This is a genomic window from Dyadobacter pollutisoli (assembly GCF_026625565.1).
Taxonomy (GTDB): Bacteria; Bacteroidota; Bacteroidia; order Cytophagales; family Spirosomataceae; genus Dyadobacter; species Dyadobacter pollutisoli.
Genome location: NZ_CP112998.1, coordinates 2010061 through 2026772, shown reverse-complemented (window position 1 = coordinate 2026772; position 16712 = coordinate 2010061). Strand labels below are relative to the sequence as shown.

The window sequence follows — 16712 nt, the reverse complement described above, 5'->3', positions numbered from 1 at the left end:
TAAAAACTTAAAAAGACTTGCCAAGTCTTGGAGACTTGGCAAGTCTACGTTCGCTAAAACGGACTACTAATCAGATAGTTAATATTATATACAGCCTCGTTGTCCTTTCGTCCTGCATCCAACAAATCATACATCTGATCCGTCGGCGTGTCCGCATTTGGAAACCGGCGCGTGTCTCCGGTTCTAAACACAATCCTGCTGACCGATTTCAAAGGCGCAAAAAGAATGTTGTTACCCAAATTCTTACCATTCACCGAAACGCTGTAAAGTCTGGTTTCAGTGTTAATCTGCACTTTTACATCCAAACGTTCTCCCGATTTGTACTGCATCAGATTTCTGTTCCTATAACCTGCTTTTGTCCTGAAAACTCCCGCAGAATCCAATGATAATCTGATGCCCGGCGTGCCTTTTGCATCCTGAAATTCAATGTCCAGCAGGCCATGATTATTTTGCTGCGGAATTATGGAAAATTCTGCGATCAGTTTTTTGGTTGACGGTATCACGCGTTCAGCTTTGGCGTAATCGAATGGATCAGCATCTTGCAAAACAAGCGCTTTTGCACCGCTAAATACTTTTTTAACCTGAACCTGCGCCCAGAGCGGGCTGTAAATGTTCCACTCCATCAGTTCTTTACCTTCCGGCAAAGCATTGAAATTCTCGTTCGCGTGCTTTTCAGCTTTGTCTTTCACCGGTACCGGCACGGACGAAATCCAGATATCCTCTTTGTTCATACTATATGTAACCCAAAGCTTGCCATCCGGCGGAGTACCATTCCCTTCTGCGATCCCACGGACATATTGCGGCCCGTAAGATTTGTAGTTACCACCGTAACGCATCGAAGTTATTTCGCCGTTTACCAATAGCAGGTTTTTATAATCCAAACCGTTGTCACTGACCGAAATAGCCAACGGCCACCGAAATTCGGATGGATTATATACAGTAGCATACTTTCCGTCACTGATCCGCTGACCCCAGATTTTGGCATTACTATTCACAAACCCCGGCGCTCTTTTCGGAGAATAAACCCACGATTTCCCTTCATTTTTACTGATACTCGTCAATGCATTCTTCCAGAGTCCCACTACCCTGCCATCCGGCAAATGATAGTAGCTGAGCGCTTTATATTCGCCTTTCAAAGAAATCAATGGATCGTTCCGATCAGCCTCTTCCACCCATTGCTGAGTTACCAGCCGGTTACCGAGCAGCTCTTCGCACGCCTGCACAAAACCTTTGTCAGGACTATCCGTATACATTGGATAATCGGATTGCTGGGTCCAGGAAGTGTTATGCCTAATGAAATAGATCGGCCCGAAGCTTCCGTCTTTCTGTATTTCCCGGACCACGCGGCCAATTCCATTGCCATCATTCGGATCGTCTTTCGCATCGAGCACGATTCCGTAAAACCCGAGCGTCAGCAACCTATTATTTTTGGAAATAAAAAACCCCATCCGCTGATGCATGACCGCATACAGGTTTTTCGCAACACCGGGATGGTCCTTTTTGACAGTACCATCAGGAATTTTGTACGGAGGAAAAATAACCACCGGCTTCGACCATTTCTCCCCGTCTTTGGAAGTCTGTAACAACGTTTGCCCCGGCGGAATGTGTTCTCCGACGGGGTTGCTCAGATAATTCAGATAAAAAGCTCCATTCCAATAAGCCAGCATCGGCGCGTGATTATAAGTCCAGGACAAAACCGTATCCGGATCATTTCTGCGCGCTCGCATCGTCTGGTACGAATGCACGCCGATCGCCGGGCTCAGCTGACCGTGGTGGTAGTCAACATTTACCAACGTATTTCCGGTATAGCGTACCGTGTCCTGTGCGTTGGCAACATTCCAATCCAATACACTCGCAATGAGCGCAATACCAACAATGATTTTGATTTTGTTCATTAATCTCAGTACCCATTGTTCTGGGTAATTTTTGCATTTTGATCTCTAACAATGTTGGGTATCGGTAAAAGCAGCTTATCCTGCGTCACACTTTTACCTTTCTGTGTTAAAACCGGCAATGCCCTGTTGGTACGCTTCAAATCAAACCAGCGCTGAAATTCAAACGCAAGCTCCACTCGACGCTCATGTTCCAATGCCAGCTCAACCGTCGAATACTTGGCAGGATAACCCGTTTCACCATACAAAGGCAGGTTGGAACGCTTCCGGACCTGATTCAGATAAGTCACGTCGCCAGTAGCTTCCGTCAGCAATAAAAGCAGGTCAGCGTAGCGCAATACTATAAAATTGTTGTTGGACGCGATACTCTGGTTGATAAGCGGGGCCGTTTTATCCGTCCATTTTTTAGGAAATTTGGCAGCCGTAAAATTCCCTTTTGCATCCGTGAACCCTGTGTCAATAGACGCTTCCTTACGGGTATCACCCTTTTCATACTCGTTCCAAAGATCATCCACGACCTGATTCATTCCCGCCCCATAGAAGCCCAATGCATTGGAATTTGGGAAAAATTCAAGGTAATAATTGCTGTACGGATTGGTAGCAGCACCACCCAGATACTGGATTTCAAAAATAGACTCTTTGCTATTTTTGTTTTTAACGTCCCAAAGCGAAGCATACGAAGGCAGCAATTCATATTTTTTGCTGTCATAAACCTCTTTCAGCTCTTTGGCAGCATTGGCTTTATCGCCGGAAGTAAGGTAAACTTTGCCCAACAATGCCTGTGCCGCACCTTTTGTAGCCCTACCTGCAATCGCAGACGTAACTGCAAGTTTGCTTTTTGCATCCGCCAGATCTTTGATGATCTGCGCATAAATTTCGGCAGACGGTGCCCGGAGAATATTGTAGCTCTCAGCGGCAGTTACGGGAGCCGTTACCAATGGTACATCGCCCCAGATACGCACCATGTTAAAGTAATACAGCGATCTCAGAAACAACATTTCACCTTGTACCTGAGACTTGTAGGCAGCATCAAGTTCAGCCGTTTCAATTTTGCTGAGAATGATATTGATGTTATACAGTGACTTATAAAAGTCCTGCCAGAACTGGTAAACCATCGTATTGGCCGGAGCCAGTGAATAGTCCCGAAACTGCCATTTATCCGCCTGATTACCTGAAATGTTGAAGATCGTGACATTGTCCGACATCAATTCACCGGCATAGGAAACCGCGCCCTGCGGATGGTACACGGTGTAAAGTGTGTTATATGCAGCATTCGTCGCAAGGTCGAAATCTGTTTTGGTCTTGTAAAAATTATCAGCATTCGGGTTCGAGACCGGTGCCAGTTCGAGAAAAGATTCTTTACATCCCCACGAAACAGCCACAAAAGTGATCATGGCCAGGAATTGTATGAGCTTTTTCATATTTGTCTATATTTTTTGTTAAAAATCAGCCTTGATACCAACCGTAATCACCCTTGGCAATGGATACGAGCCATAATCCACACCCTGGAAAGCACCGGGTACCGGCGCATTACCACTGCTGTAATTGCCCGCAGTTTCCATGCTGCTGCTGTACGAGGTAGTTCCGTAAGTAGTGTTTTCAGGATCATAACCCGTGTACTTGCTGAACAAATGCACATTCTCAGCATTGACATAAATCCTGGCGCTGCTCACTTTCAATTTATTGGTCCATTTGGCAGGTAAACCATAAGATACCCGCACATTTCTGAGACGAACAAAAGAGGCGTCTTCGACCCAATAGGAAGAAAATTGTTTCTGTAGCCCCAGATAATTGACCGTCGGTTTGAAGTGTTTGCCATCACCCGGCTCACTTTCGGAGCGCCAATAGTTGTACATGCTCGCGAAGAAATTCCGCCCATTGTCCCAGGTACCCAGGTACCGGACATTGTTATTAGCAATTTCTCCGCCGAACGATCCCTGAAACAAAAACGAAAGCTCAAAACCTTTATAACCCACTGTATTGGTGATACCAGCTATAAAATCAGGCTGATAATTACCTAAAACCGTGCGGTCCGCGTCTGAGATTTTTCCATCGCCATTCACGTCGCGCACTTTCGGGTCGCCCGGTGTTGTGCTCGCATGGTGCGGATAGGCATCGATTTCAGATTGATTATTGAAGACTCCGTCGAAGACATAGCCATAGAAATTGGAAACCGGCTGGCCTACTTCCGTCCGCACCGTCACCACATTGTCTACATATTGAATGGGTGCATTTCCAGGGCCTAATTGCAGCACTTTATTGCGGTTGCGGGATACATTGAAATCAGTAGTCCAGGTGAAGTCGCCGGTCAAATTTTTGCTCGAAATATTCAGTTCAACGCCCCGGTTGCGCATTTTTCCAATGTTTGTCAATTGGGAAGAAAAGCCAGTAATGTCAGGGATTGGAACAAATAAGAGCATGTCGCGGGTAATAGAATTGTAGTATTCCGCAGACACATTCAAGCGATTATTGAACATGCCCAGATCCACGCCTACGTTAAACTGATCCGTCTTCTCCCACTTTAACCGCGAGTTGGCAAGTCCACTGACTTTCAATCCATTGGCCAAATTCGTTCCGTTCACATAAGGTGCAGCAGCTAGCAGGCTGATCGAGCCATAATTGGGGATCTGGTTGTTACCCGTCACACCATAGCTTGCCCTCAGTTTGAGATTGTTAACGGCCGGAAGCGCTGACATAAATGCCTCATCCGAAATCAGCCAGCCAGCCGATACAGAAGGGAAATACCCCCATTTGTTGGCCTCGCCAAACCGCGACATACCGTCACGACGAATGGCTCCTGTGACGAAATATTTGTTTTTGAAATTATACTGAACACGCGCCAGGTACGATAGCAGCGACCATTCGCTAGCCGTTGTATTTCCCGCAGTAACCGTTCCCGCGTTCAATGTATGCACGAGATCGTTCGGAAAATTGTTGGCCGCTACGTACATGGTTTCGTCCCGCTGTTTCTGAATAGTGTAGCCCAAAAGTCCGGTCAATGCGTGTTCTCCAAACTTCTTGTCGTAGGTCAATGTGTTTTCACTCAGCCAGTTCAGCATATAGCTGTCGCCTGAGTTGCCTTGTGCTGCCAGTACTGCCGAGTAGCCATAACCCTGTTTATCATTCCAATAAAATGAATTGCGCATATTATAAAGGTTGCCGCTGATACTGGTGCGAAACCGCAGATTGTCGACCACTTCGTATTCCAGAAATCCGGTTGCCAGCGTATTAAATGACTTCCTTCCTTTGTCCACTTCGCGGGTCAGCGAGTAGGGATGCCAGAGGTTCATATCTGCAAAAGAGGTAAACCGAAACCAGGTAGAATTGGGGTCACGGTAGCCCAGATTGCCATTTTCGTTATAAACCGGGAAATGCGGATTGCTTTGTAAACCCAAACTGATCACGTCACTTTTACCTTGCGTACCTTCTGTGCGGTCAAAAATCGAGGTAATACCGAGGTTCAATCCAACTGTCAATTTGTTACTAATGGCAGTTTTGACGTTCGAACGCACGGCCAGTCTCTTATAATAGTTTCGGTCCAAAACGGCGGTTTGATCGAGGTAAGCTGCCGAGAACATATACTGCGTTTTCTCGGTACCACCGGAAACTGAAAGCTGGGCAGTCACGGACGGAGCCGTCCTGAACATGACGTCCTGCCAGTTGGTACCTTTTCCGAATTGCTGTGGATTATTGACGAAATCCTCGGGGATTTTCAATGTCGACGGCCGCACACTGTTCTGGTCGCTGGCCTTACCTCCCTGCGCCGTCCATGCATTGTTTTTAGCATCTACATATGTCTCAATAAACTGCTGCGCATCCATCATTTTGACACGTCTGACCACTTTCTGACTTCCATACTCCACATTGGCACTGACATTCACCTTACCCGGTTTGCCCATTTTAGTAGTTACCAAAATCACACCGCTTGATCCCCTGGAACCGTAAATAGCAGCCGATGAGGCGTCTTTTAGCACTTCCACCGATTCAATGTCCTGGGGATTAATGAGGTTCAGGTTAAAATTTTCCAATGGCACCCCGTCCACCACGATCAGCGGATTGGTACCGGCAGTAATGGAGCTCACCCCGCGGATTTTGATCACCGGCGACGCGCCGGGCGCACCCTGCGACTGCGAAATATTGACACCCGGCAAAGTACCGGCGAGCGATTGCGTTACATTGCTGAACGAGCGGTCTTTGAATTTATCGTAATTAATTGAAATAACTGCCCCGGTCACCGCACGTTTGCTTTGCGTTCCGTAACCTACTACCACCACTTCTTCCAGCGACTTGTTTTCAGGAGAAAGTTTGACTGAGAAATCAGTTCTTGCGCCAACGGTCTCTTCGATCGATTTATAACCTACAAAACTGAAAACCAGCACAGTAGCCTGGTCTGGCACATCAATTTGAAAACCTCCCTCCGCATTGGTGGTCGTTCCGCGCTGTGTGCCTTTGATCACGACGCTCACACCCGGCAGGGGATCCGCGTCGCTTACGCCCGTTACCCTGCCTTTGACCGTCAGGGTCTGCGCATCAACGACCGGTACGACCAGTATCAATGCCAGGATGATAGGTAAGAATTTTTTCATAATGAGTTAAACCGATTTGAGATTGGTGCTTTGGATTTACTTTTACTTTCTTTTTTATTCTATTTTTTACGAAAAGTATAAATATTTGAACAGATAAAAAATATTTAAACAATAAATATGTCTTATTTCCATAAAAAATTGTTAAATTTTACTCTACACGTCAATTATGTCACATTAGAGTAAAATTTAGCTGATCATACACCACACAAAAGGCGGACATACGCAAGAAATAGAAGGATTTCACAAAACAAACGACAAAGCCGCCTCAAAGCAGCTGACATTACAGCGGGATGATAAGTGAATGTTACTAGATTGGATATGATAAGATGTCAGATAGCGGCACCATCATGATTTTTTCTAAATAGCCTCGACATAGTACCAGCTATCATTTTCAAAAACAAATGTAGACTTTTCGTGATGGACCTGCTTTTTGCCTTTTCTGTCGGTGTAGTAGGCCTTGAATTCGACGGTAAAGGTATCAGCGTGAAGCACTTCTAGCTTTTGCCAATTGTTCGTTTTGGCCCACTGCTCAATATCTTTTTTGAAAAGACCTGCTCTCTGGGAACTGTGGGTCGTCTCAAAAAGGTAGTCAACCGCGCCCATCACATACGCGCTATACCGCGATCGCATCAACTTCTCAGCCGAAGTCGCCTTCAACGTACCTTTAATAATAGGCCCACAACACCGCGAATAAGGCTGATCAGAACCGCAAAAACAGGTTTTCATTAGGTTATAATACTACTTTACATTTTGACCTCCACAATCCTCAACGCCAAATATGGCCTGGCTGGCAGGCGGATAGATTTGTGGTTCTTGTCAAAGATACGGTAGTCGGTCGGTTCTGCGGTTTCAAAAATGTCCGGAAGCTTTGTGATCGCCATATTCCAGGTGTCTATCAGCTCGACAGCGAATTTACGATTGGCACGCGGCCCTGCTTTTTTGGGTAAATTGAATGTCCATTCCGATTTAATTTCTTTCCCAAAATAGACCAGATAGTAGCTGCTATCAGCCGTTGCGGTTTGATGATCTTTCCAGGGATCAGCCAGTTCAAGAGGCCCGGGAGCCGCTTCCAATATTTTCCGTAAAAATCCGATTCTGGCAGGACTACTACCGATCAGCCTTCCACCTTTCGCCCAAAAAATGGTGTCGCCGGCATTTTTATAGGTTTCCCCATGGGTCACATACGTACCTGCGATCACGCCGTGCCAGAAAGCCGCCGTCATTTCTTCCCCGCTCAAATGCCCCCAGCGCTGCGGCAGATCGCCCTCGTAACACACTTCATCATAGATCATTGGCCTGAAAAATACGTCACGCAGCAGCGTAGCCCTGCCGAAATCCTCAACCGTTGAACCGTTCTGAATGCTTACGTGGGTAAATTCGGGTTTCCAGTTATCATAATAGACACTTCCGTTGTGAATGGAGCAAAGGTGTTTGTAAGGATCTGCGGCGACAACTGCTTTGGTATAAGTATCCCAAACATCGCGGGGTTTGGTTTTAATGTAGTCAAATTCATTGGCCATAGACCACCACACATTCCGGAAAGAAGAAAGCCGGGCAGTCAGATACTGAATGTAGCGCAGGTCATTTTCTTTCCCAAGGCTGTCAAACCCCCAATGTCCTTTGTCATAGGGATGAAAAATAATGATATCAGCCTCAATACCAATGGTTTTCAAGTCATCAATTCGTTTTTCGAGATGCTTGAAAAAGTCCGGGTCAAATCTGGAAAGATCCCAGGTAAACTTTGTTTTTCCTTTGCTATCCTTCGTTTCACCGGTTTTAACATAGGGATAAAACTCCGGCTCATTTTCGACATTGGAATAATATTTGGGAAAAACACACATCCTAACTTTGTTGAACGGCGCGTTCTCCAATGTCTTCAATGTAATCTCTTCCAGTTGCTGCGGCTGATGCGTCCAGGCATATAATGTCGTGCCGAAAGGATAATAACGTTTTCCGTCGGCGTATTTAAAATGGTAAGTATCAGCTACCTGTACGGGCCCGTGATTACCTTCCTGTGGTTCAATGCAGGTAAATGAGCCAGTTTTAGCATTCAGCACTTTGCTGTTACTGATGGTTTTATACTTCCATTGACCTGTTTTTTGAGGCATAAAACGAATCTTGAAACTCCCGCCTCCATCATAAAATCCATTGACCCTGATTTTTTCAGTACCCAGCGTGAATTCTGCTGCTAAGGTAATGTCAGTGAAAGGATTGCCATTTTGCGGACCAGCTAGTGTGATCTCAAACCGGTCCCAGCGTTGAACTTGCTCCTGGGCCAGTACGCAAAATTGAATACTAAGAAAAAGTAGTAAGAACAGGATTGGTGACTTCATTGATGATGGATTATTTTTTGGCATAATGCGTATGTTGTATCGTCCTTTTGTCAGCCTGAGCGCAGCGGCCACCGCTGTGGTCAAAGGTCGTTACAAGCACGGTACTATTTCTTTTGCGTCGCGCATGTGCACTTCGACCACAGCGGTGGCCGCTGCGCTCAGTGCGACAAATTAAGTGCTTTATTATTAGTGAGTTGTAAAATACATCAATGGTAACGCAGTCGAAGCACGGTGCACAATGCTTCGATCGCCGACTAAGACTTGCCAAGTCTTGAAGACTTGGTAAGTCTACGCTATACTTTAACCGCTTCCTGCCAGCCAGCATAACCTTTCCCGGCATAAGCGGTATCGCCAATCGGATTAGTATAAGCCTGCTCCTCATCAAGCTTCTTCAAATGCTCCAAACTTCTAAAAACCCCTGATTTTAACCCAGAAAGATAAGCAGCACCCAGCGCCGACACTTCCGGCAATCCCATGGTAACGACCGGCTTACCAAGCAGATCGGCGAGAAGCTGTACCACAAATTGATTGGAAGTAAGCCCGCCATCGATTTTTAGCTCCTGCAATAAAACGCCCGTGTCGGACTCCATTGCGGTGATCACATCTTTGATCTGATACGGAATAGATTCAAGCGCGGCACGAACAATGTGGTTTTTATTGCAATCGAAGGTCAGGCCGGTAATGGAAGCTTTTCGGTTCATATCCCAATGCGGGGCGCCCAGCCCGCTGAATGCAGGAACAAGGTAAACGCCATTGCTGTCATTCACTGACCGAGCCATTTGTTCCGTTTCCTTACTATCCTGAAAAATACCCAGGTTGTTTTTTAGCCATTCAATGGTAGCCCCGCAAGTTACGATTACGCCTTCCAATGCATACTCCACATGATTTTCAGTACTCCATCCAATCGTCGTCACCATACCTTGCTGCGATTGCCGCGGCTCATTTCCAATGTTCATGAGAATGGAAGAGCCGGTACCCATCGTTGCCTTGGCAATACCCGGCGCAAAGCAGCCTTCACCAAATGCCGCCGCATGTGAGTCACCCACCATCGCGGTTACAACCAGTTTGTACGGAAGCAGGCCATTAAAATCCGTTGACCCAAATTCACTAGATGAAGCCTGAATAGCAGGTAATTTCAAACCCGACAGGCCAAATTGCTCAATCAATTCATGGTCCCACGAAAGTGTCTTCAAGTTGAAAAACAGTGTGCGGGAAGCATTGGTATGATCGGTCAGATACGCTTTCCCGTTCGTCAGCATATAAAGAAGCCAGGTATCAATCGTCCCGAAAAAGGCATTTCCATTCGAAATCGCTTCTCTTACTTTTTCTACATTTTCGCTCAACCAAATTACCTTGGTACCGGAAAAATAAGGATCAATCAACAATCCGGTCTTCTGCCTTACGGCATTTTCAAATCCTTTTTCTTTCAAGTCGTCACAAACCGCGGTCGACCGTTTGCATTGCCACACCACTGCATTGTGCAGCGGTTCGCCATTTTCATCCCAAATCACAAACGTCTCCCGCTGATTAGAAATCCCGCAGGAACGTATCTCACGGACGTCACCTCCATTGTTTTTAAAGTCTGTCAGGCACTTTTGAACCGAAGCGAGTACGTTTTCATAAATACCAACCGGGTTTTGCTCGACAAATCCTCCATCCAGATACATGGTATGCAATGGCTCCGTACCTCGCGCAACCGCCCGGCCACTTTCATCGAAAATGAGGCTTTTGGTACTGCTGGTACCCTGATCAATGGCTAAAACAAAGGAACCTGTCATGATTGAAAAAAAGAAGCGACGCATTAGGACTGACGTCTCATCCAAAAGTAAATATGAAAGAAAAATAATCGAAATAAAAAGAAAAAATTAAAAGCAACAGCAATAAAAGTCATTTCAATTTGACGTCGCTTAATACTACAATGTCTTTACGCCGTGATTCCGGGATGACATACAGGTTCACCAGAATTCCATTTTTCAACTCTCCTTCCACGATGGTTTGGTAAGGTGCGTGCAGTTTGAAATTAACGTCCCACTCTTTTGGCCAGGCCGGGAAGAGATAAATAGTATCAGTAACCGTCTGCATGAGCATCTCCTGCAATCCAATCATCCCAGAACCGCCCCAATTGTGGTCTGGAACCCAATCGTGGCCCGGGCCCCAGAAAGCTGGAAAACGCCGGCCTGAATCTTGCAATTTTTTAATGGTCAAAGCAGCAGCTTCTTCGGTAAGGCCTAATCTAGCGCAAAAGATATTGTCCTGGTGCCAGCTGGTATAGTTCCGGTTTTTGATCGCATCCGTATCGTACTTCCAGGTATTAATCGCCACATTCAGGTCAGGCTGGCCGATTCCATACATCCCGAAAGGAAAAACCGGGTATAGCTGCGGAATCTCAGTGTTCTGTATCCTTTCCCAGGCTTGTGCGGGCGCTATGGTTTTATGTCCCTCCATTTCCCGGAAACTGAGCGGCGGAATCCGTTTGCGCTGCGCAATCCATTTAGCACGTGTGCTTCCGTCTATCGTTGGGCTTTGCAATTGAATGAGTCTGTCCAGCACGCTGGTAAGGCCTGCAATCGTGGTGGTCGAATTATAAGCCATTTTATATGTTTCAGCGGAGGATCCGGGGTACAACACCAACTTTCCATTCTGGTCCAGTGTTTTTGCGCTTCTTTTGCTAGCCAGATACTGATAATGTTCGTCGAAAAAGTCAACACAGCTTTCAATGAGCCGCAGATAGCGACTGATGTCTTCCCGGGTAAAACGGTGTTTTTCGAGGATCATGAAACAAAATTCAAGAGAAGTGTCCCAGAGGTATTCCAGCCAGGGATTGAACTCCAAACCGGGATCAAAATCGGCCGGTCTTTTGGAACCGTACTCCGCATAGTTGGGCAGACCGAAGTATTCCATTTGCTCGGTAAATGATGGCCCGCCATGTCCCCAGTAATGTTTAGTACGAATTTCTGCGTTGCCCAATGCCTTTTGATAAAATTCGAATTGTGGCTTCATCCATTCAGAATCACCACTTTTCAGCATTGGACCGTAAACAAGCCGCTGGTTCTGGGCGGTGAAAGTGCCGCCGCCCCAGTTCCGGTGATCAGGACTGAATTTGTATGCTGAGTCGACGAAAACAGGATCGTAGGTAAACAATCCGCCATTAAATTTCGTAGGCAAAGTTCCAAAAGCATTACAACCCAGCATGTAGCGAAAGAGCTGATAGTTGCGCCCCACCTGCCATACCGGAGAACTATGATCTACCTTCGAAATATTCAGTGCAATATGGCTCTTTTCCCAGTATTGCTTCCACCAGTCCAGTGTTTTTTGACGCGATTGGTTTTCAGCAAGCAGGGCTTCCTTTTGAACGTTTCCCAACCCTTTTTTCCATTGATCAATGCTTTCAGTTTGGCCAATATGCAGATAAACGTTAAGCCGGTGACTGCGAGAAGCGGTTTTGCTTTTGAGTTTAAAAGATTGGAAATCAATACTGGCATATTTTCCCAAAGCCCGACGGTCCGATTCATCCCGTACCATATTATTTCCCGTCATGAATCCGCCGTAGGTCAGTCCTTTTAGCGGATTCCAAAGTTGCAACTTGACGGGATCCAGTTTCTGCTGGGTGACAATCTTGTCAAAAACCGTAGAATCACGGTTTCTATGATAAAACAGTACACCATTTTTGCTGACTTGTATGCTGTCTTTAAAAACAACAACTTTCTCTTTCACCCATTTAAAAGAGCTCGAATTCTTTTCAAGTCCTTTTAATTCCCGATCCCGGGTCCGCCAGCTTTCATACGCTGCCACCATCTGTACCGGCTTGCTACTACTCACTTCCACCTGCACCACCGGGCGAAACACGTCCACCCAAATCTTTACATTCGCCCGCAGGTTTCCCTTTTGACCGGTAATCAGCACATATCCCTCCTTCAATTTCAATTCCTGCTCAAATGATGAACCAGCTTCAAAAGGATTTGGATAAAGCTTGATACGTACCCTACCCAATTTAGGAAAAACATTGTTTTCGTCCAATGTGCCGCTGCGCGACATGTAAAAAAGGATATCACCCTTTTCAACCCACACATTCAGACCAATATCCCCGCCACCACAAGGCATCGACTCACCCGAATTAGTGCTCTGGCTTTTCCATTTGAGATCATACATCTCTGCCGAAAATGTCTGGCCTGTGACATTACCCGCACAAAAAATAATCAGGCAAAAAAACAGAAGTCGAAGCAATGGAGGTTTTGACATTTACTTACTCTAATCATTATCAATCGGTTACACTGGCTGAAATATGGATTTCATGTAGGCAGTATTAGCACCAAAATTACCTCTCACGTCCTGCGGCTTGTTGGCATCTCTCGATCTTTCTATCACCAACCAGCCTTTCCAACCTATTTTGTCCAAAGTGCTTTTCACCTTTTTCATATCCAGCCGTGTGTTATTTTCAAGCCATACACCGTCCTTGTCTGTGCAGTGAATCTGACAAATCCGGTCTTTGCCAAGAATTTTGAGCTCTTCGCAGACGTCCCTTCCGCCTTCCAGCGCATTGGAAAAGTTAAAATAGATCTGTATCGCTTTTGACCCCACTTCTTTCAGCAGTTTTACTTCTTCCGTAGCATTCAAAGCAGTTTCAATTCCAATGGTGACCCCCGCTTTTTCAGCCAGAGGCGCTATCATTTTCAGTCTTTCCACAATCAATGGTCTTAGTTCCGGGTTTTTAACCAGATCTCCCTGAACACCCAGCGGCAGGAATGCTACCTGCACATTCAGCTGCTGCATGGTAGTAATGCAGTCAGATACCATTTTTTCAACGCCCTCTCTTTTTGCAAATGATTGTGCGTAGAAACCGGTCATGGCCAACGAACAAATTTCCAGATTGAGCTCCTTCAATTTTTCAATGTATTGCTTCCTGACTTCCGGATCGGCCAGTTTGTTGTCAAAAGTTTCGCGCGTTCCCAATCCACCCATATCCACTTCCAGTCCGTCGGCACCGATCTCTTTCGCTAATGGTAATGCACTCAATTTCTGACGTTTGAGTATCATCAGATCAATGACCGCAATTTTGTAGCGAGGTTTCTTTTTCCTATTTGACGCTGCCCAAGTCAGGGAAGGCAATAGGGATAGGGCTACCATATTGCGAATAAATGTTCGTCTTCCGACCAAAGACTTGCCAAGTCTTGAAGACTTGGTAAGTCTCGCTACTTGCATCTTCTCATTCAATTCGGCCATTTCTCGTCAATTATAGGTTTTGATGTCAATTTCGAAGGATCGATTTTCACGTATTTGATGCGCTCCCTGCGCCAGGTATAAACCACGTGCACCATCCCGTCGGCGGTCTGGATCACAGAAGGATACGAGTACTGGCTGATCGGAGAATCTTCCAGCACGAGCGCCGCTTCCCAATTTTTACCATCATCCGAGATCGCCACATTCAGCGGGGTACGCGGGCCTTTCTTCTCCATTCCTGGTGGTTTCACGTGATTATAAACCAAAAGTTGCCGACCATCATGCAGCGTCACAGCATCCGTTCCCGAGTTATTATTCGGCAGGCTCGAAGCCTTCATTTCCGACCAGGTTTTACCATTGTCCTTTGACCAGGATTCCATAATAGACCGGTTCTGGCTACGGCATAAAATCTGTAAATCGCCGTTTCTGTGCAGCAGGAGGCTTGGCTGAATGGCGTTAACCAATTTACCATCATTAATCGGCCCTACTTTACGCCAGGTTTTTCCAAAGTCCGATGTTACCTCAAAATGCACTTTCCAGCCATTTCCTTCCATGCTCGACGGGCACCAAAGCTCGCCGTTTGACAGCAAAACAGGTTTATTTTTAATCGGCCCTAAAAAACCGTCCGGTAATGCATGCGGTTTAGACCATGACTTTCCATTGTCTTTGGAAGTAAGCATATACCCCTTCCATTTTGGCACATTCGGGCCTACTTTGTAAAAAAGCAGCAGATCTCCTTTCGGAATCTGGTACAAAACCGGGTTCCAGCAAGCATAGCGCAATGTGTCGTTAATAATACCATTACTTACTTCAACAGGAGCAGTCCATTTACCACTCACAGAGCGACTTACCCAGATGCCAACATCAGGATTCCGCTCCTTCGTACCGCCGAACCATGCCGCCACTAACCCCGTAGGAGTCTCAGCAATGGTTGATGCGTGACTTTCAGGAAACGGAGCTTTTTCGAAAATAAACTCGTCCGTAAGAATGCCTTCTTTCTTCTGCGCTTTTGAAGAGGTAATCGTGGCCCAGGCGACCAGTAATACAAATGATAATCTGATGTATTTCATTGGATTCAGGTTTTGTGCGCTCGGCACTGGTCAAATTCGGTTTATTTGTTGGTACTCTTTTCCAAAGGCATTTTCGTCACCATGATCTTTTGCAGACTTGGTGCCGATCCAGCCTGCTTTCCGTTCACAAGGACCTGCAAGCCTTTCCCCTTTTTATAATGATCTCCGTTTTTGTCCCAGATAATGGTCAGGATCTTGCCGTGATACAGCACGTTATCCAGGCAAAACCAGTCCCACCTGTCCGCAGGAATGAGCGGATTTATTTCAATGACATCATCTTCCCTCGGCCGCAAACCCACTAATCCTGAGATAATCAGGTCATTGAATGTCGAATGGTTGTAGTAACGGCTCCTTTCCTGGTCCCCTTTCAGCCAGTAGCCGGTTGTTTCGTCCAGGTATTCGCCAATGTAGGGTCTACCACGATAGTATTGTGATTCCACATACAATTCGAGCAAGCGGAAATAGGTCGTATCATTCAGTATCTTGTTGCTGGTCAGGTTCATGCGATTAGCCATGCCGGTCAATGTTTGTGCGGTGGCGAATGGCCAGACAGCGCCGTCCCATTCACATTTACAGCAGCCCCGGGTACGAAAATCAGGATGCCTGCGCTCGGCGGTAGTAAGGCCAAACGGTGCCCTGAAACCTTTCGGGTCACTCACTTGCTGCCAGGCCGCGTCGTATTTTTCGTCTGGTAAATTGAAGTACCACGGAATAAATCCGATCGCCTCTCTCACGCCAGCGAACGGCCCATTTCCTCTCTTCTGCACTGTTTCAAAAAACTGGCTGTCGTTATTCCAAAGCTTCTTTTCAATCAGATTTTTTAATGTATCAGCTTTGGATTTATATGTTGCAGCCAAGGATTTGTCACCTTGCAATGTAGCAATCGCAGAAAGCGCTTTCGCATTTCCGAACATATAACTGTTGATCGTCGGCCTCGCATTTTGCTCTCTCCTGCCGCCGCTCAGCGACTCCTCCATGCCATCTTTCACATCCGATTGCCAGAAAAGCCCACTCTCGGTTCGCCGGTCCTTTTCCCAGGTCCGATATTCCTGATCCAGATCGTGCAACATATCCGTCAGAAAACCCTTGTCGTTCGTTACCTTATACCTGTTATAAAGGGCGTCAGCCGTCCAGCTACTGAAAGTCAGCAGTTTTTTCATGCGCCCGCCCTCATTGCCGCGGTACCATATGTGTACATAATCGTTCAGATAACGCTGGTCGTGCAGCCACCTGCCCTCATATATATGGTGCCCCAGCGCGCAACTGATCATGTTATACTTGTCCGCGTAGTTGCGGTCGACGAGGAATTCCGTGAAAATATAGCCCTGCGGCGTCTGATGAATGTGTTTTCGGAATGTCCACCAGCGGTAATAGTAGATTTCCTGAAAGTTATCCTGCGGACAATCGAACAGTGGAATGTTGGCCTTCATCCAGTCCCAAGACTGCGCATTGGAAATCGCATTGACCTTATTTTCATCCTCCATGCGATTGAAATGCTCGACATGATGCCGAAAACGTTCCGCTTTCAACACTGCCGGGCCGGTACTTCGCTTTGAGCACGAACTGATTGCTATCAACGTGAAAAGAAAAATGTATGCCGGTATTCTCATGCGT

10 protein-coding genes are annotated in these 16712 nt (G+C 46.4%); all 10 read right to left on the bottom strand.

All coding sequences use genetic code 11. The features are described 5' to 3' along the window. Nucleotides 1-53 precede the first annotated feature (53 nt). Nucleotides 54-1895: a sialidase family protein gene (locus ON006_RS08380; RefSeq protein ID WP_244818926.1), complete on the bottom strand. Its 1842-nt coding sequence runs from the start codon at nucleotides 1893-1895 to the stop codon at nucleotides 54-56. Between the two features lie 5 nt (nucleotides 1896-1900). Then, nucleotides 1901-3313 (bottom strand): RagB/SusD family nutrient uptake outer membrane protein, encoded by a 1413-nt coding sequence (locus ON006_RS08375; RefSeq protein ID WP_244818927.1) that lies wholly within the window; start codon nucleotides 3311-3313, stop codon nucleotides 1901-1903. An 18-nt stretch (nucleotides 3314-3331) separates the two neighbouring features. Then, nucleotides 3332-6478, bottom strand: coding sequence for a SusC/RagA family TonB-linked outer membrane protein (locus ON006_RS08370; RefSeq protein ID WP_244818928.1), 3147 nt, complete (start codon nucleotides 6476-6478; stop codon nucleotides 3332-3334). Nucleotides 6479-6835: 357 nt separating this feature from the next. Next, complete coding sequence (locus ON006_RS08365) at nucleotides 6836-7204, bottom strand: YchJ family protein (protein ID WP_244818929.1); 369 nt, start codon at nucleotides 7202-7204, stop codon at nucleotides 6836-6838. Nucleotides 7205-7221: 17 nt separating this feature from the next. Further along, the gene (locus ON006_RS08360; RefSeq protein ID WP_244818930.1) at nucleotides 7222-8811 is read right to left on the bottom strand and encodes a DUF5060 domain-containing protein; all 1590 of its coding nucleotides are present in this window, start codon (nucleotides 8809-8811) and stop codon (nucleotides 7222-7224) included. A gap of 293 nt (nucleotides 8812-9104) precedes the next feature. Next, nucleotides 9105-10589 (bottom strand): FGGY family carbohydrate kinase, encoded by a 1485-nt coding sequence (locus tag ON006_RS08355; RefSeq protein ID WP_244818931.1) that lies wholly within the window; start codon nucleotides 10587-10589, stop codon nucleotides 9105-9107. Between the two features lie 109 nt (nucleotides 10590-10698). Beyond that, on the bottom strand, nucleotides 10699-13050 hold the full coding sequence (locus ON006_RS08350; protein ID WP_244818932.1) for a DUF5703 domain-containing protein: 2352 nt from the start codon (nucleotides 13048-13050) through the stop codon (nucleotides 10699-10701). A gap of 27 nt (nucleotides 13051-13077) precedes the next feature. Further along, on the bottom strand, nucleotides 13078-14031 hold the full coding sequence (locus ON006_RS08345) for a sugar phosphate isomerase/epimerase family protein (RefSeq protein ID WP_244818933.1): 954 nt from the start codon (nucleotides 14029-14031) through the stop codon (nucleotides 13078-13080). Next, nucleotides 14019-15098: a sialidase family protein gene (locus tag ON006_RS08340; protein ID WP_244818934.1), complete on the bottom strand. Its 1080-nt coding sequence runs from the start codon at nucleotides 15096-15098 to the stop codon at nucleotides 14019-14021. The genes ON006_RS08345 and ON006_RS08340 overlap by 13 nt, the downstream gene beginning before the upstream one ends. Nucleotides 15099-15139: 41 nt before the next feature. Then, nucleotides 15140-16708 (bottom strand): MGH1-like glycoside hydrolase domain-containing protein, encoded by a 1569-nt coding sequence (locus ON006_RS08335; protein ID WP_244818935.1) that lies wholly within the window; start codon nucleotides 16706-16708, stop codon nucleotides 15140-15142. Nucleotides 16709-16712 lie beyond the last annotated feature (4 nt).